The organism is Cytobacillus sp. Bva_UNVM-123 (assembly GCF_046351715.2).
In the GTDB taxonomy this organism is placed as follows: domain Bacteria; phylum Bacillota; class Bacilli; order Bacillales; family Cytobacillaceae; genus Cytobacillus.
Map to the genome: position 1 here is coordinate 4,017,505 of NZ_CM177772.1, position 26,550 is coordinate 4,044,054.

A 26,550-nucleotide genomic window follows, 5' to 3' on the forward strand; every position below is an offset into this window, starting at 1 on the left:
TTGTTACTTAACTAATTGCAAACTCTATCGCAACTAATTATTAGTGTATTCTCTATTATCGAACGGTCCCATATTGGAATTTCACACTTCCTCTAAGACTCCATTGTTCAATTCAAATATCCTATTAAATTTTTTTAATACTTTTAAATCATGTGTAACCATAATAGTAATCTTATCTTTTCTCATTTCTTTAATTAAATCAATCATCTTATTTGACATTTCAAAATCAAGAGCACTCGTCACCTCATCTAATAATAGAATTGGGGGATTAACTAATAGCGCTCTAATTATAGACAGCCTCTGTCTTTGACCTCCAGATAAATTTCGTCCGTCTTTTTCGATCCAATATTCAAAATTATTATGTAGAAAATCAAGATTTAGTTTTAAAAATAAGTCATCAGCAACCTTCATAAAATTCTGTTCTTCATGACTTTCAATAAATAAATTCTCTTTCAGAGTACCCTTAATAAAATTACTATCTTGAAAAACGTAATTCACATAATTAAAAAATTCATTATCTGGAATATCTTTTATATCTCTTCCATTTAGATAAATTATCCCATTATTAGGATGAATAAATTTAGCAATTAAATTTAATAGTGTTGATTTTCCACTACCACTTATACCTTTTATACCCACGAATTCTCCATTACACAAGTTAAAAGATACACTATTCAAAATTTCGGTGTCAGATATTTTAAAACAAATATTAGACAACCTTAAATTATATATTTTTTGCTTATCAGGCGTATTATTAAATTTAATTCTTTGTTTGCTCTCTAATACATTTATTATTTGCATCTCGGATGCCTTAATACTTTTGAGTAATCCATAATTGAAAACCAGACTTTGTACAGGACCCGAAATAAACCCAATATAAGATGTCAATGCAAAAAGAGTTCCTATAGACATTTGATTTTCTTGTACCATTACTGAACCAAAATAAAAAATTACACATAAAAAAAGCGAGTAAAAAACTTTACCTAGGACAAATAAATTGTTAAGTACTTCTAATTTAACAACAGGAGACACATTTTTTTTAAAGAGATTAAACATTTTTGTAATATCCCATGCCTCTTTTTGAAAAATCCTTATCTCATTTGAAATACTATAACTATTTGATAACTCTTCTGTTATTTCCTCTAAATTTTTCTGTATAGTTAGAGAGGTATTAGTGATATGTTTACCAAGAATTTTAGGTAGTATGGAGTAAATTGGTATTATTAACATAGCTATTAATAAAAATTTATAATTAATTATTAAAATAAATATTAGAATAGCTATCAATTGAACATAACTTAAATAATTATCTAATTTTCTTCTTAATTTTTGTTTTGCTAAATTTACATCATTTATTTGAAACGAGATTAACTGAGCCTCATTAAATTTATTTAAGTCCTCGAGCTCTCTTACTTTTCTATGAATACTTTGTCGTAAATACAAACTATATAAGGATTCAATGTAAGTCATTAGTATTTGTTTTATAGAAAACGCAATATCGGCGATAACTAGGCTACCGGCAAATAATAAGATACTTTGAAGAAGAATATATTTATCCTTACTTTGTATACCCTTATCTATAACATATTTATTAGCGAGTGGAATATACATAAAAAAAGCAAAAGAAATTATACCAACTATTGATAGTATTAATAAAAGAACCCAATTTTCTTTTATAAAATTTTTAACTTGCACTTTACCACTCTTTCCCTTATGCGAAAGGTATTGAAATATATTTATTCTCATAGTTACTTTTTGGCAAATACTTTGTTATCTCAAAATCTAAAGGATCATACAATTCAGTATCGATATGAGGAAAACCTTCTGGAGAAAAAACTTTAACCACTTTAACATTAATATCTTTTTGTGGGTGTGGTAAAAAACATACATACATATCTAACTTAAAATCAGCATGAACTTTTAGAAGAATTTCTTTAAAGTTAGATTTAAATTTATAATCCAGTATATCCATTTCCTGATTACTATTTATCAAATAGGAATACTTATTTAAAAATTCACTTTTATCCATGTTGTAAAAGTTATATACATATTTATTGTTACTTGTTCTTTTTAGTGAATCTGGGTTTTCTTTTATAGAAATACTTGATTCTAATATCATTATGTACTCGTTAAGACTACCTTCTAATGCTTTCAATAAATCATAATCTGCTCCTAGACCTGAAGAAAATGCATTTCCACCATAACCTATTGTATAAATGACAAAAAAACCGTTTATTATCGAGATATTGAAAGAAAAAAATTCTTCCGATAGTCTTTCAGCAGCTTTTAATAATATCCTTAGATTTTTATTAATAAAAAAGTATTTTTTTATTAAATCATAGTTCAACTTCTGACCCTCGCTCCTCGAAAGCCAATTATAGACCAGAGACTGTCTTTCAATAAATTCCTTAAAACCATTCTCTATTGCATTTTCACTATAGATATGTGATGCTAACCCACATGAATCGTTATTATATTCACTTTTCCCCTGTTTTACAAAAATAGGTAATTGAAAATTTAATAATACGTTTTCTGCTTCTACTTTAGCTTCTTCACCTGTCAATAAATTGAAACAATCAATAACTGGTGTATCATTATAATAATTTTGAGGATAATAAATTAGTGAACATATTCTTTCTAAATGTTCTCCTAAACTAGCTTTAATAGCGGCTTTTTTATCACTTCTATATGCATGTCCTTTTGCATTTTCTATCATCTTTGTGTCAGCTTCAGCACGAAAACATTGATTGAGAAACGTGTTATTTCTGAGCTGAAATGATTGCAATAAAAAAGGGGTACCATTAATTCTTCTATACATAGTAATCTCCTTTAGACAATAGGGCATTCAGGAATTATAGCTAATTTTTCCTCTGTTAAACAAATTGTCCTTCTATTAATTACCCTATTTAAGTCTAGATAATTTTTCTTTGGCACATGATTATAAAGTTCATCAGATATTACTTTTACAACTACCAATTCCTTTTTTATTAATTGAGGCAGAATCATTATTTTTAATGATTTTATCCAGTTTGGTAGGTGTAAATAATAATCCGGATAATCCTCATTTAATGATAAATACGAATTCCCTACATGTTCTACAGGAGCATCCAGTATTGATTTTAAATATTCTAATATATCCGGATTAAAAAAAATATCTATCTCATTATCATTTGAGACATACCCTTTTAACTTATCATAATATTTAATTTCATAATAAGACCCTAATAAGTAAGTTTCAGATAATGACTTCTCTATTGCCTTTATTAATGACAAGGAAGAACCAATGCCGAATTTAAATTTTAGTGGATTAAACTCAGAATAAGCAATTGTTATAACTACTTGTAAAGGGAAGAATTCAGTTACTAAGAAAAAATAAACACTATAACCCTGATTTATCAAATGATCTTTATAAATAGAATCTACTTTTTCATTATATCTAACAAACTTCTTTCCATACCAAAACAGAAATATCGCATTCTTTTCCAACAATTCTGAAATTGCGTTTATCTTAGCTTTTAACGGATTTCTATGTGTAGCAGTTCCTGTTGTATCAACAAACGGCTCTACTAAGCTATATTTGGTTAAGCATTCTGGAATTAGCGTTGGTTTATTTTGAATAAGATCAAAAGCATGGATCATATTATTGTTCTCTTTTATATTTCCATAATTTAATGCCAGAGCTCTTCGTTCTAAAGATTCGGAGAATGCTTTTTTCTGAGCCAAATTTTTATTAGTGGAAACCGCTCCGCAATTAGTAGGCCCCATGTAACCATCGTTAATAAACGTTCCTATTACTGATGCAGAATTAAAAATAGGAGTATTTAGAAATGCCTTATTACTATAACCGAATCTGCTGCCTTTATCTTTGATAAAAATCATTTTATTGCACCAAACCATTGGAGCATTGCTATTGGAGCCAATCTAGGACTCAATCCTAAGATATTTGATAAACTGTTATCATTAAAACCAGACCAACAGCACTCACCATAATGTTCGTAATTCCATAACGTATTTCTAAAGCTTTGTGCCATTAAACCTACCTCAATTAGGGCATGTCTATATCCTCTGATTTTATATTTGGTAATGGCTCTTCTAATATCAATTGCATATAACATTGCTAAGTTTGGCATTTCTTCCATGTGGACATGAATTGACGCTTTACATTTAACAAGATCTTCTTCTGTAAACCCCTTTAATAACAATAATTGATTTTTTTTTGAATCATATAAATAACTTCCATTAGTTTTTAGAAAAGGAACTGTTTTATTATCTAATACTAACAGTATTGGAATTACCGGATAAAGCCCCCCTGCAGAAGGGTAGTTCCTGTGTGAATTTTCCATTTGACCAAAGGATCTAAACAATATATCGCTTAGATCGTCGATTTTAAAGATGTAATCTTCTTTAAAATACCTCTCGCTAGTTTTATTAATAGTCAATAGTTCTCTACTTACAGGTGGTAATGAAACTGTATCTTCTGTTAATATTGGTAAAGGGTCAGTATCTTCCGCAAGGCTTACCCAATAAATCAATTCAGAACTATCATAAAGATTCCAATGATAAGGTATGTTCCACGTAGACTTTTGATGCATCTTAACAACTTCATTTAATTCAGACTCAGTTAAAAGTGCTTCTTGAAGCCACTCCATACGCTTTAATTTATCCACTTTTTCGAAAAGATCAGACCGGTTTTTTTCAATGCTTTTATTGTTCATAGCAATCACACATTTCCCAATAAATTGATGTATCTTCATATTTCTTTAAGGTTGATACATCTAGCAATACACATTTATTAATGCTTTGTGGATGCAAGTTTAACTTCCCTAGATCTCCTAAAAATGAATTGACTTTATTACTAACTAAACAAGCAATATTTAAATCTTGAATGGCATCTAAATGAGTACCTACCTCAAAAGAATCATTTGTTTCACTGTACAAAGTATCAATTAAATGTTGATAAGTAACTTCATTTTCTTCTCCTGCGTATAAACTATTTTGTATATGTCCCATATGACAATTATGACAAGGTAATTTCCAATCTACGGAGTATAAACAATCTAGATAAAAATTATTAGAATAAATATACCCAAATAATGAAATGGAGTTTTTTAGATCCTTTTGAGTTTCAACAAACTCTTTTGCGAATTTTTTGTTATAAGGATTTAATAATACAACTAACAATTTTTGATTTAAATCTTCACAATAAACATTTTCAGTATTAATCTTATTTACTTCTAATATACCTTCAAACTTATTAAGTAACGTATTATATACTAATTCACTAATAGAATCATTATTTGAAATAATTGTTATTCCATTAATTTTAACTTCTTTATTCTTAATCTCCTCAATAATTTTGTAATTCATTAAAAATTCAATTGCCTCTTGTGTATCTTCATTGAAAATACTTTCTAACTCCAAATATGTAGTAGTTTTATTAAATTTTAGTTCCCATTCTGTAAGTAAAGTTATCATTCTATTATCATTTATTTTACTAATACCTTGGGATGTTTGAATAACCACAGCTTCACTCAACTTATAAAATAGAAATTTATGAATATTGTAAGTTGTATTATCTAGACTTTGTTGTTGAACCAATTAATTTACCTCCTAAAACATAGAAGATAAGTAAAAAGCTACTTATCTTCCGTGTTTGTCTTTAAGCAAAAATTTTAATTTTCGAAGAAGAGCCACAGCCAGTTGAACAACCCTTGCCTGGTTTTATACATGTAGTTTGACCAACGCAAAGGCAACTACTTCCACCACATCCACTAGCACAGTTTGGATCTTGTTCAAATCTTACAGGTTCGTAACTACCCAATATTGCACCAGTTCCAAACTTTGAAGAATTCTTAGATTTAACTTCTACTGAATTTTTTGAAATACTCATAATTTCCCTCCTTTCCCATATGCATCCAAAAATATCATAAATCTATTAAGTATTCAATATATTTATATAATTTTTTTAAAAAAATATATCAAAAATACGAAATTTTCACACACATATATATATAGGTTTAAACTAGGAGGATAATGATTTTAATTCTTTTAAGAAAATTAAATAAATAACTGGAAATGGTTAAATTTTTATTGTAAAATAATACAAATTAGAGAATTTTATCAAACTCTCAAAATGAATTTATATACCTTTTGCTACGCTGTTTTTCGAGTAAATGATATTAACTTGTTCCTAAAAAATCATGAATAGTTAAAAAATGATCTGGAATTATGTTTAAGGGGAGAACAAATGGCTAAAATAATTTTGGTTATTATCTTAATATTATTACCTTTATTAACTGTTGTTTTTTTTATTTTCGGGAAATTATCACTAGCTTTTTCTTTTGGATTCTTCACTCTAGCAATATTTGGATCGGTCGGAACTTATTATTCTATGAAATCAAAAGATGATTTATACAGAAATTATAATAAGAAGATTTAATATTAGAAAAAGGGGAATTTTCATTTCCAAGTAAGGAGAAGTATTTTTTTCAAGTAGAGGAAACAGGTGAAAATGGATGAAACATTATATAAGTTTACTTTTACTACTATTACTTTTCTTAACAGGTTGTAGTGAAACTAAAAATTTAACTTCTGAACCAGTTGATAAAATTGATAAAGATAACAATTTGATAACTAGGAAGTTTTTCGCAGAAGGATCAAATACCAAATTTGTTATTCATAATGATGGGAAACTGAGTAAGGATGCCATTAATAATATTTCTAAACAAATCAATGATTCTTATATATATATCACTAATAATTATAAAAACGAAAATTACGACTGGAATAAAAAGATAGATATATATATTAAGACAGAAATCAAGGAAAGTTTAGCAACGAAAAATCACATTGTTCTGTACAATTCTCATGGAAATAACTTTAATTTAACTCACGAAATGACCCACACTCTTTTAGGTATTGGGAATCAAGATATGAACGGTTTTAATTATGAATATGGACTTTTTACTCAAGAAGGCTTGGCAACAGTAATCGAAGAAGAACTATATCCGGAAAAATTTGTATATCCTAACAACGGTGTAGAAACCCATAAGGTTATGAAATATATTTTAGATTCTAAACAGTATATACCTTTATACAAACTAATACATAATGAAATCAGTGAACAATACTTCCGTTCCTCGGATGGTAAAACAATGTGGATTAGTTATATTGAGTCTGGTTCATTTATGAAATATTTGATTGAATTTTATAATAAAGACAAAGTAATGGAAATTTATAATACTCCTAACTTTCAGAATGATTTTATCGAAGTATTTGGTTGTTCTATTGAGGATGTAGAAAAAGAATGGATAAAATTTATATTAAATGATGTACCATCACTAACATCAAATGAAAAAGGTAGATTACTTTTCCCATAAAAACTTATTTAGAAAAAATGATTACTAGTTGTTTACCTCAAGGAAGTAATTTAATAGTTAGTTAAAGACTATTAATTTTTATAATGTGCACCATTGCATTTTTAGAGATAATGATAATTGGTATTAACACTTTACCTTTACCAAATAAGTATTATGAAGAGAATTGCATTTAATCCACGTTCTCTATAAGTCAATATGGCTCAACATACAAAAGGCACTATGATCCAATTGTCATCGGGACTGAAATTGGTTCCGCAGTTTTATTACTGGTTCTAAACTTTTATTTCACAAGCATTTATACCTTTGTCGATCTAACTTAATTCTTTTTCTAAGATCTACATCAAAGAAAAAGTGTGCACAAAAGTGTGCACATACATAATTTTTTTATTTTATCTAAATTGTTCTAGATTTCTTTTAACAGCCCTCAAACCCTTGATACACAAGACTTAATTAATCTGTATTTATCTTATTTAACTCTGTTTATTTACTTCAATCCCGCTGGCAGCGTAGAGGTCAGGGGTTCGAGCCCCCTATTCTCCATATACAAAAACCCTTGCGTAGTGAAGTGACCCCTAAAAGTTAGACACGGTTATTTCATCAGGCAGCTTGAGTAAAATGAGTTCGGTATTGCACCGGACTCATTTTTAATTTTGCCTTTATTCGTTTCGTATTATAGTAATTGATATATTTTTCTAATTCTAATTTAAAATGTTCTACACTTTCAAATTCCTTTAAGTAGAGGAATTCCGACTTCATAATACCAAAGAAATTCTCTATTACCGAGTTGTCGTAACAGTTGCCTTTACGAGACATGCTTTGCACAATGCCCCTGGACTTAAGCGCATGCCGGTATTGATTCATTTGATAATGCCAGCCTTGATCTGAATGCATTAGTAGCTGATGATCCTCTGGTAAGCGCTCTAAAGCTTTCACCAACATATCTGATACAAGTGAATACGTTGGTCTAGAGCCAATTGTATAAGTAATAATTTCTCTATTAAATAAGTCTAAAATAGGAGATAAATAGAGTTTCTCGCCGAATAATTTAAATTCCGTAATGTCTGTTACCCACTTTTCATTTGGGACATTTGCGGTAAAATTACGGTCTAAAATATTAGGCGCAATTTTACCAACTGTACCTTTGTATGATTTATATTTTTTCATACGCACTAAACACTTTAAACCTAACTCTTTCATGATACGTTGAACCTTCTTATGATTTACTTTTTGTCCACGATTCGCTAGCTCATCACGAATACGACGGTACCCATAACGACCTTCATGTTCTTCATAAATCGCTTTGATTTCCACTTTCAAATCGGCATCTGGGTCTGGTTGATTCATTCGCTTCACTAAATCATAATACGTGCTACGTGGAATGCCAGCGAGTTTTACAAGTGCTTTCACCGAATATTTATGCCTTAATTCATAGACTACTTGTGCTTTGTCTTGTTTGGTGATTTTCCCTTGTTTTGAACTAAGGCATTCAACTTTTTTAAATACTCATTTTCCATTTCTAGCTGTTTAATACGTGCTTCAAGTGCTTCGGTAGACCCTTTGACCGGTGCTGGTTTAGGTTGTTGATTGGATTCCTTTTTCATGGATGGACGCCCCTTTTTCTTTGATTGAAGGGCATCTAATCCTTGTGTTTCAAATAGATTTCTCCAAACAACAATGGTTGAAGGGGCAGGGATCTTAAAAATCGCTGCTGTTTCATTTAAGGACGTACCATGTTCAATCATGTAATTTAGTACGTCTAGTTTATACTGTTGTGTGTAATTTGTACAAGGTTTAATAAAGGCTTCAACACCATTGTATTCGTATTGTTTGACCCATTTAAGGATAGCTTTATGATCAGTCCCGAACGATTTCGCTAGTTCATTTGAACTCTCATTTCCATTTAAATATCGCTCAACTGCTTGTAATTTATCTTCTGCAGTAAATTTAGCCATAGAAAAACTGCACCTCCAATTGTTAGATGGTGTCTAACAATTGGGGTGCAGTTCAACTACAAGGGTTTTTTCATATCTTTATTTCTCAACCCTTCGTTCGTTATCACGTTTCGTTCACAAACCGTTCACAAAAGTTCCATCTAACTAAGTCTTTTTTTCAATTCTCGTTCCAGTTTATCAACAGCATCTCTTTGCATACTAGGTAAAATATGTGAATATATTCGCAGTGTAATTTCAACATCCTCATGGCCCAATCGTTGTTGAACAAGTTTTGGATTTTCTCCATTAATCAACAAAAGAGTTGAATGAGTATGTCTTAAATCGTGAAAAGTGATCGTTCTAGCTTGAGTAAATTTCTGATCTCTGTAAAATTCCCTTAACAAGTTTCGAGGATCTTTGAAATTCCCATAAATATTTGGAAACACAAGATTGTTTTCTTTATAATTACTCCCTAACGATTTTTTCCATTTACCTTGCCGTTTTTTATGATGGCTAAGTTCTTTAATAAGAGAGTCGGAAATGTCAATGGTACGCATTGATGCTTTTGTTTTGGGAACCTTTACAAACAAACCCTTTGATTTTGAGAAGCTAAATTTCTACTTATAGAAATCGTTCGTTTTTCAAAATCAATGTCATTCCATCTCAATGCCAATATTTCCCCACGTCTCATTCCAGTACTTAACGCTGTAACATAAAGTGAATGGTTTTCTACATCTCTAGTTCCAATAATAAACTCAACTACCTCTTCATACCTCCAAGGGTCTACAGCTTTTATGCAAGGTTTAGGAGCAGTTGCTTTTATAGTCGGATTGTCGATTAGAAACCCTTGTTCCACTGCTTTAGAAAACGCCTTTGAAAGTATATGACGTAAATCCTTAACTGTTTTCTTACTTTTTCCTTCTTCCAATTTAGCAGCATAAAACTCATTTAAATCAACTGGAGTAATTTAAGATATAGGAGTTTTATCAAAGTAAGGAATTAAATGTTTTGATATCATATACTTACGATTTTCAGCAGTGGTTCCTTCAACCTCAAGTTTATAAATGTTATTAAACCACCAGAGAATATATGTAAAAAAGGGTTCCCTGCTAGGCTCAACTACTTCTTTATTATCCTTTTTCAAGAGAATCTCTGCCAAAAATAACTCTGCCTCTTCCTTTGATTGAAATCCACTTTTTTATTTTTGTACTCTCTTTCCATTCATACTTTCTGTGACATCATAACGTACAACCCAGTTTTTCTTTCCCTTCTTCTTAATTGATGCCAATTATAAGCTACCTCCTATTAATGAACAAAAAGTGCGCAAATGGTCTTTAGAAGTGTTTTCACTAGCTCATTTTCCTAAAACCGAATTATGCAAATTTGTTCTAATAGAAGTAAGCATTTCACACTCTTAATTCAAATTTTCTTTTATCTAAAAAATAGGATAAATATCTAGTAGGATATATTCTATCTCCTCACATCAGACGGTTTAGCATTAATAACAGATACTACAAATGACTTATCAATTGGATTCCCATCATTAATTTTACCTTGGGCATTAGCCCTTTTAACAACCTAACCATGCTATTAGTATAGGCATATTCTTTAATTATCCAATTTTCAATCTTAACAACCTCATATATTTCAACAAGGTTAAGATAATGCTGTAGCCAATTTACATCTTCGATAATGCAACCAATCTCGTATGCTTACTTACCATCATGAGCTTTTGATTCAAATTCCAAGTTATATTTGAACCATAATGTAAAAACCTTGAAAAGCTAAAAGCTAATCAAGGTCTCTAAATTCTATCTATGCTTACTCTATAGAAATGTACTCGGACGGAATAAAATCCGCCAGCCATATAGTATTATTACCTTTGTAAAACCTTATTCCTTCATCCAGAGCCTTCTCAGCATCAATTCTTAGTATAACGGGAGAAAAGTCTTTTCTTTTTCCTACTAAAAATGCTGTATCTGTATCAGCTGATAGATGAACAAATTGTCTACTCATAGGTTGAAGACCTTGGTTTAATATTTGCTCCACCAAATGTCTTGCTGTGCCATGGTAAATGATCGAAGAGGGAGTCCCAGTTCTCTTTTTTATTTTTTGAGTTATGGAGTGTCCATACAATGCTCTAATTTTTCCCTTTGAAATCTCATGTCGTTTTTTATCTGATATCTCAACCATTTTAACCATATCATTCACATCTAAATGTTTCCACTGATTGTTAATTCGAAAGGTTATTAATAGTTGTTCAATATCTACCCAACCTTCATCATCTAGCTCTAATTCATACTCCCAAGGAGCATGACGTAGCGCATACGAAATTTCTTTACTTAGTTTAAAGTAATCCATACTCCTCCAACCTTTTGCTTTAGCCCCCTTAAAAAGAAGGCTAAAGATTATAAATTTAACCCTTTAATGAAATTGGTTCCTAGAAATTCATAAGCACCAAAGCCATCAAAATAGATCAAATAATGGTTATAATAAGTCTTGTCTTTTTTTATAGGACTTTCTTCTTTTAACCAATTAGACATTTTTACAATTCCCACAGCATTATACGCCTTTAGCATATCCTCATTAACCTTGTTATCAGGAGTATGCCTATACTTAGCAACGTCCTTAAATGTAATTCCTGTCCATTGATAAGAACCCGATTCTGATTCAAAATCAAACATAAGGATATAATCTCCCCCCCTTTGTTCAACCTTGGGAGTATGCATAAAGTCTTGGGCTAACTCATCAATTATAAAAACCTTTTCAACTTCCATGCCTAACCTCCTTATTTTAAACTACTAGCATTTTTTCCTACACCAGTAATTCTAAGAACGTCAGTTCCGTAATTATCCAATCCATTCCGTAACAGTCTCTCGGTTATTTTGGCTTCAATAACTGAGTCTCCAGTTTTATTGACTAAATTCCATTTTGATTCCGCCATGCCTGCACGTTTTAGCGCTAATGAAGATCTAGTATTTTCGATTAATTTTACACCGTTCCTTTCGATATAAACCACAGGAACATCCTTAACATTAATTTGACCATTTCGAATCATACCTGAAACTTCTCCAATTGTTTTGCCAGCAAATTTTCCTTCTTGGCTGAAATATGGTGATGCAGTTATCTGTGTAAACTTTGCATTACCCCTACCCTTATAGATATTCTTTCCAGCCTTAATCAAGCCCTCTGTTGCATGCTTCCCTACAAGCTTCATTCCAGGGATCGGGATGAAACTCATTGTGGAACCTATTCCTTCAGACCAGCGTTCTGCTGCGGAAAGCTTTGTACCGGTCACGTGATTCATTCCGCTAAAGGCTTGTTGGAACCCTTTTAACGTTCCAACATAAGGAATCAAATCAGCTAAAAAGTTTCCACCTTGAAGCCATTTTGAATCACCATCTCGACTCAAACCGAATGGGTCAATATAGGTGACTGGATTGCCGTTTACATATGCATAACGATTAAGAGTTTGAGCTGTGTCGATCGTACCTCTCAGGACGTCACGATTGATAAATCGTTTTATTTCTGGGTTGTAATATCGTGCTCTCATTTGATATAAACCGTTAGGATCTGTCATGACACCATCGCGTCCATTATACATGAATGGTTGCACTGTTGTCCCTTCATGTGCAAGCATTTCTCCATATGGGTCATAGTGATACGTATCAGTTATTTGCCCACTTGTATTTGTCAGTGCAACTGTACTTCCACGGCGATCAAAATGATATATCTGGTAATTGCCAGAACTATCCTCCCGACCAATAAGCCCAACACCGTACACATAATAAGCTTGTGCCCGTCCATCTACATCTGTTTCCATCAATAATTGAGACAAGATCGCATGAGGATTGATCACAAAGTTTGTCGTTTCTCCATTAATTGTGAGTGATGTCCTAGTGTTCTCACTATTGTATCCATATTGAACTTCCCCCGCCTTTAGAAGTCGATTACGAGAGTCATACACATAGGAATCCATTTTACCATTCAATGGACCATAGACCATATTTCCATCTTGATCAAATTGAACATCTACATCATTATAAGTTTCTAGACGGTTATCACCCGTGTAAGTCATGGATGCATCAGAATCTTTTATCTCATTTTTCTCGTCTGACATACTAGGGGACAAACCCGGACCATCAAGAGAGAAATAAAATGATGATTCATCATCTGTTCCTTCTTCAAGTAGTGTGTCAGATGTTAGACCCAGAGAATTAAAATCAGACAAGTTCGGTGAAATCCCACCTTCTTCAATCAATAGATTACCAACAGCATCATATTCATAACTATAATCATGAATGATTTCACCGTTTGCTTTCTTATTAGTAAGCCTCGTCATTTGTCCTAAGGAATCATAGGTTCTCGTTTCTACAGAGCGATCAGGACGTGTCGTTACTATTAATCGACCATTGGCATCATATTTATAAGTTGTCTTTCGACCCTTCCAATCTGTAACTGATGTCATTTGATCATCAGCATCGTACGTATAAGTTACTGTTTTCCCATCTGGGTATATGAGATGAGTTAAACGACCGGCAGCATCATATTTATAAGAAATTGTCTGACCATTCTCATCCGTATATTGCTCTACACGGTTTAGTTTATCATATTGTCGAGTAAGCTTACGACCATTCTCATCTATAATGGCTGTAACATTTCCATTCTCATCGTATGTGTAACTCACTTTTCCATCTGGGTCAGTAAATTGAGTTAATTGTTCAGCCGCATCATAATTATATGTTGTTTCATTTCCTCTACTATCCTTTTCACTTTTTAGCATACCGAGACGATTGTAACGGTATGAATGTTTTCCCCCGATCGCGTCGGTTTCACTTAGATAACGACCAATACGATCATATGTGTTGACTGTCAAATTTCCATTTGGATCGCTCAACTCCACGATTTTGCCTATTGCATTATACTTGTGGTTCGCCTGTCCTTGTAGAGGGTCGGTGACAGATACGAGACGATTCAAATCATCATAACTGAATTTTGTTGTACGTCCAAGTGGATCAGTGATCTCAACTAGTTGATTCAACTCATTAAAAATGTTCTTATACGATGCGTCTAGACCGTCAGTCCATGAAATGATATTTCCTGCTTGATCATAATTCGCTGAATAAAACTTTTTACTATTCGCATCATACGCTTCAATTAACTGATCCAAGTCATCATATACATAGCTAAAAGCTTTTCCTAAACCATTTTTAAAATTCACGACATTTCCAACAGCATCATACTTCAAATTTGTTTGATAACCTAATGGGTTTTTAACGGATATTATTCGTCCTTCTTTGTCATTCGTAAATGTTGTTGTCTGGTTTAAAGCATTCGTTATTCTAGTTAAGTCACCGTTTCCATCGTAGTTATAAGTCGTAATGTTACCTCTCGCATCGGTTTCACTTACTAAATTCCCTTGGCTATCGTAAGTAAATAACTTCGTTCGACCGAGTGGATCGGTTTCTGATAAAAGTAGATCGTTATCGTTATAATGCAACAACATTTTATTGTCTTCTTCATTTATCATGCTGTTCATTCGATTAGCATGATCATATCCGTAATTCAGCTTTTCACCTTCAGCATTGATTACCTGAAGCAATTGACCATTCCGATAAATATATTCTGTGACACCGCCTAGTGAGTCCATCATAGTTTTCAACAAGCCATCTGTATCATAAGTATAAGTTGTTACATCGCCTTTTGGATTTGTGACCGATATTAAACGATGATTATTATCATACTTATAACTAATGGTTTTTTTATCAGGGCCAATAACTTCTGTAAGATTGTTATCTGCATCATACTTCATAAAGACAGATTGACCACTATAATCAACAACTGTTTCAAGATTGTTGCATGTATCATACGTAAAGCTTGTCCTTTGATTTAGAGGATTCGTTATACTTGTCCGATTGCCTGCTTCATCATACGTATAGATTGTAGTCCTTTTAAGTTCATCTTCTATTCTAATCAAATGGTAATTCTTATCATGAATATGTTTCTTCTTATTACCATTTCGGTCGGTTATTGTTGTAAACAACATTTCCGCAGCTTCTTCATAAGCAAATCTTGTTGATGAGCTATTTGCATCCCGCTGTTCTATAATACGCCCTTCTCCATCATACACATTGTAGAAAAGCTTGATCCCATCACTAGTTGCCGAAATAATTTGACCAGCTTGATTATAACTGTAAACTGTAGCCGTTCCAATTGGTTCAGTTATTTTTATTAATCTTCCTTCAATATCATAATTAAATTCGACTTTTCGTCCAGCTTGATCTTTTACTTCTGCAAGATAACCTAATGAATTATAGTTAAATTGCAATTTAGCACCAGATATTTGATCCTTAATCATCAATAGATGCCCAGAATCAGAATAATTAAGTGTCAGCTTTAACCCAGTTTTATCCTCCATAGATGTTAGCTGTCCATTAACATTAAAATGGTATATTGTCCCATCATTACGTTTTAGCAAATAAGTACCATTTGGATTTTTCTTTAGTCGATCCAATTTAGTGGCCGTTTCTTTTGAGATGAAATTTCCTTTTGAATCCTCTTCAAACATATTAGAACGGAAATCGTTCCAGAAAACATTAACTATGCTTCCCTTTACTTCTAAACGGATATTGAAATTATGGCTCCAACTCTCCCCAAGTATCCCTTTATCTGTTAAGAGAGAATGATACTGTGCTTGAAATGGAATCGGTACAATTCCATATGATGTTAACAATGTCCGGTTAATTATTTGTGCACCAGTAGAAGTATCAATTGGATCAGCATGGAATGACTGTGGGTCATGCTGGATAGGATCTAGTTTCTTAATTTTCTCTGCTGCCTTAATTCCTGATAGTTGCTTGTTATTTTCCTCTTTAAATTCATCAAATTGTAAAATCCCATAAGGGCTATACAACAAAGTATTTTTAACAGTAGAGTTACGAACTGTTGCCGCTGATCCTGAAGGAATAATAATTGAATTTTGACCGTTTCTTTCAGAACCTGCTCCAATTTTATAGGAAAATTTCCCATCAACTCCTACTATCTGATTTACTTTTGTAAAATTTATAGTACTAACCTTTTCACTAGGTACAAGTATCTTTTTAAATAAAACTGGATAAGAGAGATTCTTTATTTCGAAAGCATCGTAAGGTCCTTCTATCATCATTGTAGTCGTACCCACATTTGTAAGAGTTAATCGTGATTGACTACTTAAGGTTGAGGTAGTGGTTTTGACATTATGATTGATACCCGTAATATTGCCTAATTGATCATACAATACAAAGTCATATTCTCCTGTTAAATTTACTGAATAGCTGCTCGATGCCTTATTTCTTAGCTCTATGCTTTTACCTGGAAGTAACATTCCCGTGAATGTCACAGGTGTTGAGCGTTTGGATACTTCTAATAAATCGTAGACACCATATGCTTCGATCGCTTCGGCAGATGTGTTCATGACCGCCAAACGACTCCCAACTCCGAGACTTGTAGACCCTGCACTAGTTCGTCTCGAATAATTTGTTTGTTGACCTTGAGCATTATACATAGCAAAATCATGTTTTCCTGTTAGGTAAACCGTTGAGGAGCCACGATCCTTTTTATACTTGAACTCAATATTTTCTTTAGGGGCAAGTAGTTGTTTGATCAACACTGGATTGGAACGTTTATTTATCTCGAAAGCATCGTAAGAGCCTTCAATTACCATTGTTGACGTGCCCACATTCGTAAGGGCTAAACGGGACTGACTCTCTATTGTTGAAATGGTCGCCTTAACATCACGACCAATGCTAAGGACACTGTCTGATGCGCTATAGGTTACAAAATCATATTCCCCTGTTAAATTTACCGAAAAAGTACTTGTTGCCTTATTTTTTAGTTCTATACTTTTACCTGGAGGTAACTTCTCCGTGAATGTCACAGGTGTTGAGCGTTTGGATACTTCTAATAAATCGTAGACACCATATGCTTCGATCGCTTCGGTAGCTGCGTTCATAACCGCCAAACGATTCCCTACCCCAAGACTTGCAGACCCAGTACTTGTTCGTCTCGAATAACTTGTTTGCTGACCTTGAGCATTATACATGGCTAAGTCATGTTTTCCTGTTAAGTAAACCGTCGTGGAACCACGATCCTTTTTATACTTCAACTCAATATTTTCATTAGGGGCAAGTGGCTGCTTGAGCAACACCGGATTGGAACGTTTATTTATCTCGAAAGCATCGTAAGGGCCTTCTATCACCATTGTTGACGTACCCACATTCGTAAGGGCTAGACGAGACTGACTCCCTATTTTTGATGTAGTCGCCTTAACATCACGATTAAAGCTCTGGACGCTATCAGATGCGCTATAGGTTACAAAATCATATTCCCCAATTAATTTTACCGAGTAATCACTTATTGCCTTATTTTTTAGTTCTATACTTTTACCTGGAGGTAACTTCTCCGTGAATGTCACAGGTGTTGAGCGTTGGGATACTTCTAATAAATCGTAGACACCATATGCTTCGATTGCTTCGTCAGCTGTATTCATGACAGCCAAACGATTTCCTACTCCGAGATTTGCAGACCCAGCACTGGTTCGTGTCAAATAGTTAGTGATTTGCTCTTGAGCATTATATAGTGCATAATCATGTTTTCCTGTTAGACGAACCGTCGTGGAACCACGATCCTTTTTATACTTGAACTCAATATTTTCTTTAGGGGTAAGTGGCTGCTTAAGCAACACTGGATTGGAACGTTTACTTATCTTGAAAGCATCGTAAGGGCCTTCAATCACCATTGTTGATGTGCCCACATTCGTAAGGGCTAGACGAGACTGACTCCCTATTTTTGATGTGGTTTCCTTAGCATCACGACTAAAGCTCAGGACACTATCAGATGCGCTATAGGTTACAAAATCATATTCCCCTGTTAATTTTACCGAATATTCACTTGTTGCCGTATTTTTTAGTTCTATACTTTCACCTGGAGGTAGCTTCTCCGTGAATGTCACAGGTGTTGAGCGTTGGGATACTTCTAATAAATCGTAGACACCATATGCTTCGATTGCTTCGTCAGCTGTATTCATGACAGCCAAACGATTTCCTACTCCGAGATTTGCAGACCCAGCACTGGTTCGTGTCAAATAGCTGATGATCTGCTTTTGAGCATTATATAAAGCATAATCATGTTTTCCTGTTAAATGAACAGTCGTAGACGAGCTATCCTTTTTATACTTGAATTCAACATTTGATTCTGGAGCTATAGTTTGCTTGATCAATGCAGGATTGGAACGACCATTGATCTCTATCGCATCACGCGGTCCTTCGATCACTATTGCAGATGTACCTACGTTCGTAAGTACTAATCTTGTCTTATTTCCAAGTTTAAAATGATTCGACTTTTCATCACGTCTAAAATTAATTACATTATCTATATTACTGTAGTAAACATAATCATATTGCCCTGATAGATAATTTGAAAATGTATTAGTAGTTTTATTTTTAAATTCAATACTTTTACCAGGCAACAAAGTTTCTGAATATGTTACTGAACTTGCTCGTGTATGAAAATCAAATACTCCATAAGGAGCATAAATTTCTTGGGGCTTTTCACCTGTATTAGTCAATGCCAATCGTTGCTTACTATCTACACTAATCTTTTTTATCTGCTGTTTTTGGTAATGACTTGACACTTGATTAGTCCCATCATAAAAAGAATAATCATAAACTCCATTTAGAGAAATTGCTGTTAAATATGAATTTTGGTTAGTTACATCAAGACTATTCCCTTCCTGGATAGTTAATTTCGAAAGCGCAGGATTTAAACTATTTTCCCACTTAACATCCTCTCTAGGTCCAATGACACGAACTGAATCTCCGTTCAAATTAGTTATTACTATTGAACTGCCTTTAGAAAGGTTTTTCACTGAATCAGAAATATTTTCCCCATAACTAACTACTTGACCATTTGAATAATATTGTGCATAATCATATGTTCCTTCTAATTGTAATCTTAATGATGTATTAGAATTATTAGTTACCTTAATACTTTTTCCATTTTGTAATTTCTCTCTATGCAGTGCAGATATGTTTCTAGATATTAATGTGAAACCATCATATGGACCTCTTACTTCCAACTCCTCGTTAGACTGATTAGTCACAATCATTTGTCCTGAGGATAATATATTAGTAGAGTTAGAGCCTAGTACGCCATAAGAAGTTAATTTATCATTACTGTAGGTCGCATAATCATAATTATTATGATTAAAATATAAATTAAAATTGTTTGAAGATATACTCTTAAACTCAACAGTATCACCATTCTTAATAACTTTTTTAAAAGTAGCAGGTGTACTTCTACCTGAGAACGTGAAAAGTTTATAAGGTGCAATAACTTCATAACCTTTTTTACCAGAATTTGTAACAACCATACTTTCATCTACATATACATTTTGAGTACCTGATGAAGAATTAATGCGATAATTTTTAATATTTCCAGTTTTATCATAGGTCGCATTATCATGTGCTCCTCCAACTTTATATGAGGCGGAGCTTGTACTTTTATTTTGAACCTTAATAGTTTCCCCTGGATCAATTTGTTCTTTCTTTAACGCTGGTGTTCCCCTTCCGCTTATTTCTACTAATTTAGATGCTGTACTTATTTTAATCGTACTCCTGGAAGTATTTGTTACTACAGCTTCCTGATTGCCATAAATATCAAAGTAATAATCCCCTTCACCTTGAAATAGTGAAGAATACGTCCCTCTGCTAGTATATTTCGCAAAATCGAACGAACCGTTCCTAATGTACACCCTAACGTAACTAGTATCGTTTTTATAAGGAAAACTAATTGACACCGAATTACCTGGCTCTAGTTCATAAACATTATTATTTGCTTTAGTAACCTGTATACTAACATTAAATAAAATAATAAAAACTATTAAAATACCAATAGTTAGATTAGTTTTATTTTTAAACATTTTTGTCAAAACACCTTACTTCCTATATATGGAATCTTTTTCTAGAGTAATACCTGAAAATTTAGCAGTACCTAAACCAGATGAATTAGGAAATAATATTTGTAAATGAACCCTTGCGTATGTTGAATCAATTGGAGGTGTCACACTTGAATCAATCCAAATCCAATCTGTAGGTTCAAGTATATTTTTTATATTTTCATGACTAATCAACATGTTATTTATATCATAATAATTAATGACCACTTGTATAGCTGCCCGCTCTAATTCTTCTGCTTTCACCCAACCTTTGATAGTGTAAGTGTTATGATCCTTTAAGTGAAAATCTCGATAAATATTTGCTCCACCAGGCTGAACTGAAATAGCTGATATTTGCTGAACTTCATTAAGTTTCCCAGCATTATTATCCTTTATATCATGAGGACTTGTCCTATTTTCACTCTCTTCCTCAACCTGCTCTCCACTTTCAATTACTTCCTCAATTTGTTCGCCACTTCCAATTTTTTCTTCAACCTTTTCATTGTCTATAATTTCAGATTCTTCCCCTGATTTTAGTTCTTCTTGTAATTCATCCTTTACATCTTCCTCTAATTTACCTTCATTCTCTAGCTCATTCTCTACTTCAATATTTTCAACCATCTCTAGGTTATTATCTTCTACAGTTCCCTGATTCTCATTAAATTGATTTACTTTTTCTAACAATAACCTGTATTCTGACGTAACCCCGTTTGTGGCATAAGGGTTCCAATTGTTGCTAACCTCTAGTGACGAGAGTTCATCCATAGAAGATAAAACCGTTTGGGCACTCGATGTATTAACTTCTAACAGATTCCCCCCTATATCATAAACATAATTGAGCCGCTTTTTTGTTACTACATCAGCTTCCACCAACCGATTTAACTCATCGTATTTATAGTGGATTTTTTGTGCAGAAACTGGAGTAATACTACAAAAAATTAACATAACAGTCATTACTAAGTATTTTTTTCTCTTCATATACTTACTGTCACTCCTCTCGTTTTAATTATTCACAACTAATCATACTGCAGTTTAATAGGAAAAAACAACTATTTTTAATCATATTTTCCAGTAAATATAGTATAATTTAACTATTTATATCATATATAATAGAAATATATGTAATATAATGTATAATTTATATTTCAACACTTCTTTATGAAATATTTGTTCTATACTAAACACAATTTAGAAGATTGTTTTCTAGAACTTTAGTTATTTAGCTTACTCTTAATTGAAAAAAATTTTTATTATTTTTTATAGTCAACTGTGGTAACTAATTATGTTCGGTCATCCACCAAAAAGGAAGCTGACTAGAATGACGTTAACAACGACTTTTAACTCAGATTCTACTTTTTTCTTTTAGAAGTTATAAAATGAATTAATTAGGTTTATTTTCATTCCTTAAATCGACTATTATGTTCTATTTCTTTGTTTTTACTATCTTCTCTCTTCTGTGGTAAGCGTCAAAAAATCCCCACCTACTCCGTAGATGGGGATCAAGTTTTTATTTAGATAATTGGTTAAAAACTCTGCAAATGATTGGTAAGGTTGTTGACCAAGGTAGTAATTTATCTAAAGCATTTCCATCTATAATATACATGTTGGGAAGAACCTCAAATAGATAGCGAAGATAATAATATGGGCACCTTCAAACGGAATTGCAACCACATTTAATTGAGCCGAAGGTAACCTAGTACTACTAACAGTATTTACTTTTCTAATGTATTTTTTCATTAGTTCTCTGGCTGTAGTAGAAAGGTTTTTTAATGTGGACTACCTTTTTGATTCTTCACTATCACCATTCGATGAATCCTTAGTACAAAACCACCTTTTACATTAGTTAACTTTACATTTACAAAAAAGAAGTTTGAATCTTGGTCGTTTTCTTCCGTAAATGCTGGTAAAAATGATTTAAAATCGGCTCATTGTCTTCACTAAATGTATAATTAAAGTTTGCTATGTGCAAACTTTTCCCCAATCATATCCTATTGTATTAAATTCCAACTTCCAAATAATTATCCTCGGTTCGTTAAAGTGTTGATCCGATATATTTTAACAGGTGTAATATTATCCTCCGAAATCTTTACCATTTAATCGAGGATTAATCTTAAAATAAAAATTACATTATTTTTAGGTGTACCAGAACTTATACATAACTGGACTTAAACCCAGTCTTTGAAACTACATATTATACTTTTCCATTTGTCTTAAGCCATTCAAAAAACTCATCTCGTAAAACCCTTTTACATCTCCTAATATTTAACGACAGAAAGTTCTGAATTTTCATGACTTCATATGCAGTTAGCTTTGATATTTTTAAGATTTGACTAATATCTTGGGCAGTAAGAACGATAGGATAATCTTCCACATCATTCTTTTTCATCACTATCAACTATCCTATGTTCAAATTGTTCATATTTATCCAAAATCCCTTTCCATTCTCGTAATATCTCTAAAGCCTTTCGTTTTCTCTTACATGAAATTGATTTTTCAGAATTCAAAATAAAACCTCCTATTATTTAATAACAAGAGGTTTTTCATTTAATATCTTTAAGCTACCCTTATCTAATAAATAGGATAATTATTTTTTTCTTTACTTATATGGAATAATATAGTTGCTTGGAATTTCTAGAATTTCTTCAATAAAGTAATCTAACTCTTCTACATCTCTATCCAAATTATCATAGTATCCATAAAATGATACTTTTGAAGCCTGACGAAAAGGTGCATTAGATTGCACGATATATTTCACCTTATTGTCTAACGCACTATTAATCCCTCTTACTATTTCAAGATCCATGTGTCTTTTTGAAGTTGTGTAAAATTGTAAGCTGAAATAATTCAGATTTCTATCCAACCGAGCTATTGTAATGTTCTCATATTACAAAAATGAACTTTCACCAGTATTAATAACAAAATCTTCTATTTTCCTAGTATCAGGCATTGTAAGGGTTGTTTTTAAAACTTTTTTTAAACTAACTATTTCGCTTTTATTGTATTTGTACTCAAAAAAGCTATTCCTAGCTTCAAAATTCAGCATTTCATCACTAATGTAAGCATCTCCATTGGCACATCGAGGACTATCGCCAATTTCAACAACTTATTACTAATTCCTCTAATTTTGGTATTTGGATAATCTTCACCAATATATCTTTCAGCTCCTTTAAGTCCCATATAATTAAGATTCTCAAAAGTTAATTCATGAACCTCCAACAATGCTTTCAATCTTAACCCAGGGGGAAGCTTTCTAATAAATTGGTCAAATAAATAGGATTCCCTTACAAAATACTTTATGTGTTTCCAATTAGAAATGCTAATTTAAATATGTACAATAATGCTTGAATAAACATGTACAAAGTTGATGGTGACCTACATACTAGTCTTGAGGTGATTAGTATGTACATACCGTTGAATCTTGATATCAATTTTGAGATTAAAAGTCTGTTAGACTTACCAAAATTCAAACAATTAATGGAGTACATGAAAATGAAAATTAATAAAAGTAAATTAGCAGAAGAATTGGGTGTGGATCGCCGAACCATTGATAAATACCTAAATGGTTTTGTGCCAAAAAGGAAACGGGAAAAGCCATCCAAGATTGATGAGTATTATGAAATAATAGCTGCCCTCCTTTCGGAGGAGTCCAAACAAGTATTCTACTATCGCCGAGTGCTTTGGCAGTATTTAAAGGATAATCATGGATTTGGAGTGTGGGGCTTCTACCTTTCGTGCCGATATAGCACGTACACCAGAATTTAATGCCTACTTTACAGAGGACAAACGTATTGCTTCTCCTAAGGGAACGATTCGTTATGAAACTCCACCAGGCAAACAAGCACAATTAGATTGGAAGGAAAACATTCTGTATGAGACAAAAGATGGTGAACAGGTTGAGATAAATGTGGCTGCCCTCATTCTATCAACTTCAAGAGTACGTACATTCCACATGAGTATATCAAAATCACAAAGCACATTGTTTTCCTTTTTAACAGAAGCTTTTGAAACGTTTGGGGGTGTGCCTGCAGAAATCCTTACGGATAATATGAAAACCGTGATGGATGAAGCTAGAACGGAACATGGTCCAGGTAAAGTGAATATAAAGTTTGAACAGTTTGCGAAAGACTTTGGCTTTAAAGTGAGGGCATGTATCGCTGGCCGACCAAGGACAAAGGGGAAAATAGAGACCACAATGAAGCTACTAGACGAAATACATGCCTATCAGGGACAACTAACATTAGAGGAATTGCATCAGTTTATACAGGATTTAGCCAACCGAGTTAATCACCAGATCCACCAAGGTACGGGAAAAATTCCGATCATTGAATTTAAAAAAGAAAGGAACCACTTATCCCAGCTACCAACTGAAAAAATAAGAGATTCCTATCGCATCAAGCATACACTGGTAAAAGTCAATGCATCCAACATGATCTCCTACAAATCAAGCCAGTACTCCGTACCACCAGAATATCAAGGAAAGAAAGTAGGCTTACAAGTGATGCTAGACTAAAAAGTAGACACAGATTGTTATAATAAATATATCAACTATAACGAGGTGTGTCTGTATGACAAGAGGTAATGGCAAACGATACGATGAGACATTTAAAATTGAGACGGTAAAATATATTCGTGAAAACCATAAGTCTGTAGCCCAAGTAGCTAGAGAAGTAGGAGTGAACGAAAATACTTTACATGGCTGGGTAAAGAAATATGGCAACCAACCAGAAATTAAAGCTGTACAAACATTTCCCACCGAATCAGCTGAATTAAGAGCTCTTCAGAAGGAACTTCGGGACCTCAAGGAGGAAAATGAAATCTTAAAAAAGGCGATGCACTACTTCGCGAAAAGCCCTCGGTAAAATATGAATTCATTCATGACAATCGCTCCCGATACCGAGTGGAGAAGATGTGCAACGTTCTGGGAGTTTCCAAAAGTGGCTACTTCAAATGGATAAACCGTCCGAAGAGTAACCGACAGACTCAACACGAGCAATTATACCAAGAGATTCTTCAAACCCATTTAGAAGTCAAGCAGCGTTACGGTAGCGTCAAAATCGCTAAAGCCCTGAATAAACGCGGTGTAAAAGTCAGTGAGCGTACGGTTTCTCGTATTATGACAAAGAACCAATGGAAGTCTTGTACCGTCAAAAAATACAAGGCAACGACCAATTCTAAGCATCAACATCCAGTAAGTGAAAACGTCTTAAATCGGCAGTTTAAAGCAAGTAAACCAAACCAATATTGGGTCACGGATATCACTTATATTCCGACCAATGAAGGCTGGTTATATTTGGCGACCGTAATGGATTTGTATTCTCGTAAGATTGTAGGCTGGGCTATGGGCAATAACATGACCAAGGAATTAGTCATTTCCGCATTAAAGATGGCCTACAAGCGAAAGCACGGTAGAAAAATCTGTGTCTATTTTCTTGACGTAGTATCAAAATAGACATAGATTTCTACCGCGCTTTCGCTCGATTGCGTTCATTAAACGGTTTAAATAAAGGGAAATTAAAAGGAAAATCAAACTGCGGAATTTCCATACTTTTGCCCAAATACATCCGGTGAATATACCCTTACGTCGAATGAATCCGTTTGGAGTTATAGAAGAACTCTATGTATTTCAAACAATGATTTCTTGGTTTCCTTCTTAATTTTATACCAAGTCTGATACGTCCACTTCTAGGATTACATGCTTGGATTTCAAAGCCATAAAAAGCTGCAAACTGTAAAAACTCATTCGTGAGTGTGGCTTCCTCATTCTTTCCTCTAGGCTTTATCATGCGGCTTTTAAATTATCGATCTTAATTTTTCTAGGTACCCACCTAATGATTGAACATAATCTTTAGCCCATATAAGAAACATTCTTGATTCTTACTTGGTAATGGGATACAAGAGGCTGAATTACTGTAAGGTAGCTCATGATTAAACAATGTACATCATTATACTTTCCATCTTTTACTGCCTCTGTAATTCCAAAATCAACTTGTGCTTCAGCTGGAGGATGATTTAGGCACTTGAAGTTTCTATCCTTCCATCTTCTACTCTATCTTTTCCTTCTCGCCAATCAGAAACAAAATAACAGACGGATAGGATCCGGTAAATCCCATCATTTGTAGATCAGTGAATAGCCTTTTATTGGTTCTTCTTTGTTTTCTCTTTAACTTTTCATCCTCCGCAAGCCAATCCCATACGATTTCTCCCCATTTTTCTTTGCACATCATCCCACTTTTTTATTGTGTACTTCCTCCAAAATTTTAAGGAATCA

General features: G+C 33.0%; 22 protein-coding genes and 1 pseudogene. 5 read left to right on the plus strand and 18 right to left on the minus strand.

The features are described from left to right. Nucleotides 1–81: 81 nt before the first annotated feature. From KDN24_RS20705 to KDN24_RS20730, 6 genes are all read right to left on the minus strand, one after another. Nucleotides 82–1,695, minus strand: a complete 1,614-nt coding sequence (locus KDN24_RS20705; protein WP_409970606.1) for an ATP-binding cassette domain-containing protein — start codon at nucleotides 1,693–1,695, stop codon at nucleotides 82–84. A 16-nt stretch (nucleotides 1,696–1,711) separates the two neighbouring features. Next, nucleotides 1,712–2,818 carry a YcaO-like family protein gene (locus KDN24_RS20710; RefSeq protein WP_409970605.1) on the minus strand — a complete coding sequence of 369 codons (1,107 nt, stop codon included), beginning with the start codon at nucleotides 2,816–2,818 and terminating at the stop codon, nucleotides 1,712–1,714. An 11-nt stretch (nucleotides 2,819–2,829) separates the two neighbouring features. Continuing rightward, entirely contained in the window at nucleotides 2,830–3,879 is a 1,050-nt protein-coding gene (locus KDN24_RS20715; protein ID WP_409970604.1) for a YcaO-like family protein, read from the minus strand. Then, a complete protein-coding gene (locus tag KDN24_RS20720) occupies nucleotides 3,876–4,715 on the minus strand; it encodes a nitroreductase family protein (protein WP_409970603.1) in 840 nt (279 codons plus the stop codon). The genes KDN24_RS20715 and KDN24_RS20720 overlap by 4 nt, the downstream gene beginning before the upstream one ends. Then, entirely contained in the window at nucleotides 4,705–5,598 is an 894-nt protein-coding gene (locus tag KDN24_RS20725) for an McbB family protein (protein WP_409970602.1), read from the minus strand. The genes KDN24_RS20720 and KDN24_RS20725 overlap by 11 nt, the downstream gene beginning before the upstream one ends. 61 nt (nucleotides 5,599–5,659) lie before the next feature. Next, nucleotides 5,660–5,890, minus strand: coding sequence for a hypothetical protein (locus tag KDN24_RS20730; protein WP_409970601.1), 231 nt, complete (start codon nucleotides 5,888–5,890; stop codon nucleotides 5,660–5,662). 357 nt (nucleotides 5,891–6,247) lie between these two features. Here KDN24_RS20730 and KDN24_RS20735 point away from each other — a divergent pair, with 357 nt between their 5' ends. Beyond that, entirely contained in the window at nucleotides 6,248–6,439 is a 192-nt protein-coding gene (locus KDN24_RS20735; protein ID WP_491348144.1) for a hypothetical protein, read from the plus strand. Between the two features lie 76 nt (nucleotides 6,440–6,515). After that, the gene (locus KDN24_RS20740) at nucleotides 6,516–7,379 is read left to right on the plus strand and encodes a hypothetical protein (RefSeq protein ID WP_491348145.1); all 864 of its coding nucleotides are present in this window, start codon (nucleotides 6,516–6,518) and stop codon (nucleotides 7,377–7,379) included. A gap of 597 nt (nucleotides 7,380–7,976) precedes the next feature. Here KDN24_RS20740 and KDN24_RS20745 read toward each other — a convergent pair. The 11 genes from KDN24_RS20745 to KDN24_RS20795 all read right to left on the minus strand — a co-directional run bounded on the left by KDN24_RS20745 (nucleotide 7,977) and on the right by KDN24_RS20795 (nucleotide 23,025). After that, nucleotides 7,977–9,331, minus strand: a protein-coding gene (locus tag KDN24_RS20745) for an IS3 family transposase (protein WP_491348108.1) whose coding sequence is annotated in 2 segments (ribosomal slippage) — nucleotides 7,977–8,878 and nucleotides 8,878–9,331 — 1,356 coding nt in all. Because the reading frame shifts where the segments join, the coding sequence is not laid out codon by codon here. Between the two features lie 140 nt (nucleotides 9,332–9,471). Further along, nucleotides 9,472–9,900, minus strand: a complete 429-nt coding sequence (locus KDN24_RS20750; RefSeq protein ID WP_409974327.1) for a site-specific integrase — start codon at nucleotides 9,898–9,900, stop codon at nucleotides 9,472–9,474. Next, nucleotides 9,891–10,238, minus strand: coding sequence for a tyrosine-type recombinase/integrase (locus tag KDN24_RS20755; protein ID WP_409974326.1), 348 nt, complete (start codon nucleotides 10,236–10,238; stop codon nucleotides 9,891–9,893). Before KDN24_RS20755 ends, KDN24_RS20750 begins: the two co-directional genes overlap by 10 nt. Before the next feature lie 39 nt (nucleotides 10,239–10,277). Continuing rightward, entirely contained in the window at nucleotides 10,278–10,469 is a 192-nt protein-coding gene (locus KDN24_RS20760) for a tyrosine-type recombinase/integrase (RefSeq protein WP_409974325.1), read from the minus strand. A 662-nt stretch (nucleotides 10,470–11,131) separates the two neighbouring features. Next, nucleotides 11,132–11,671 (minus strand): RNA 2'-phosphotransferase, encoded by a 540-nt coding sequence (locus KDN24_RS20765; RefSeq protein WP_409974324.1) that lies wholly within the window; start codon nucleotides 11,669–11,671, stop codon nucleotides 11,132–11,134. A 47-nt stretch (nucleotides 11,672–11,718) separates the two neighbouring features. Further along, nucleotides 11,719–12,087 (minus strand): hypothetical protein, encoded by a 369-nt coding sequence (locus KDN24_RS20770; RefSeq protein ID WP_409974323.1) that lies wholly within the window; start codon nucleotides 12,085–12,087, stop codon nucleotides 11,719–11,721. Nucleotides 12,088–12,098: 11 nt separating this feature from the next. Further along, nucleotides 12,099–20,267, minus strand: coding sequence for an RHS repeat-associated core domain-containing protein (locus KDN24_RS20775; RefSeq protein WP_491348146.1), 8,169 nt, complete (start codon nucleotides 20,265–20,267; stop codon nucleotides 12,099–12,101). Between the two features lie 15 nt (nucleotides 20,268–20,282). Beyond that, nucleotides 20,283–21,260 (minus strand): hypothetical protein, encoded by a 978-nt coding sequence (locus KDN24_RS20780; protein WP_409974319.1) that lies wholly within the window; start codon nucleotides 21,258–21,260, stop codon nucleotides 20,283–20,285. 1,213 nt (nucleotides 21,261–22,473) lie between these two features. Further along, nucleotides 22,474–22,668, minus strand: coding sequence for a helix-turn-helix domain-containing protein (locus KDN24_RS20785; RefSeq protein WP_409974355.1), 195 nt, complete (start codon nucleotides 22,666–22,668; stop codon nucleotides 22,474–22,476). Next, nucleotides 22,655–22,786, minus strand: coding sequence for a hypothetical protein (locus tag KDN24_RS20790; RefSeq protein WP_409974318.1), 132 nt, complete (start codon nucleotides 22,784–22,786; stop codon nucleotides 22,655–22,657). Before KDN24_RS20790 ends, KDN24_RS20785 begins: the two co-directional genes overlap by 14 nt. Before the next feature lie 92 nt (nucleotides 22,787–22,878). Then, on the minus strand, nucleotides 22,879–23,025 hold the full coding sequence (locus KDN24_RS20795) for a hypothetical protein (protein WP_409974317.1): 147 nt from the start codon (nucleotides 23,023–23,025) through the stop codon (nucleotides 22,879–22,881). Between the two features lie 656 nt (nucleotides 23,026–23,681). On the opposite strand from KDN24_RS20795, the pseudogene istA reads away from it, so the two are divergent. From istA to KDN24_RS20810, 3 genes and pseudogenes are all read left to right on the plus strand, one after another. Then, a pseudogene (gene istA / locus KDN24_RS20800) lies at nucleotides 23,682–24,780 on the plus strand (IS21 family transposase); the annotation flags it as partial. Between the two features lie 67 nt (nucleotides 24,781–24,847). Continuing rightward, a complete protein-coding gene (locus KDN24_RS20805) occupies nucleotides 24,848–25,141 on the plus strand; it encodes a transposase (RefSeq protein WP_409974316.1) in 294 nt (97 codons plus the stop codon). Between the two features lie 11 nt (nucleotides 25,142–25,152). Further along, nucleotides 25,153–25,731, plus strand: coding sequence for an IS3 family transposase (locus KDN24_RS20810; protein WP_409974354.1), 579 nt, complete (start codon nucleotides 25,153–25,155; stop codon nucleotides 25,729–25,731). A 592-nt stretch (nucleotides 25,732–26,323) separates the two neighbouring features. Here KDN24_RS20810 and KDN24_RS20815 read toward each other — a convergent pair. Next, nucleotides 26,324–26,503 (minus strand): hypothetical protein, encoded by a 180-nt coding sequence (locus KDN24_RS20815; RefSeq protein WP_409974315.1) that lies wholly within the window; start codon nucleotides 26,501–26,503, stop codon nucleotides 26,324–26,326. Nucleotides 26,504–26,550: the final 47 nt, after the last annotated feature.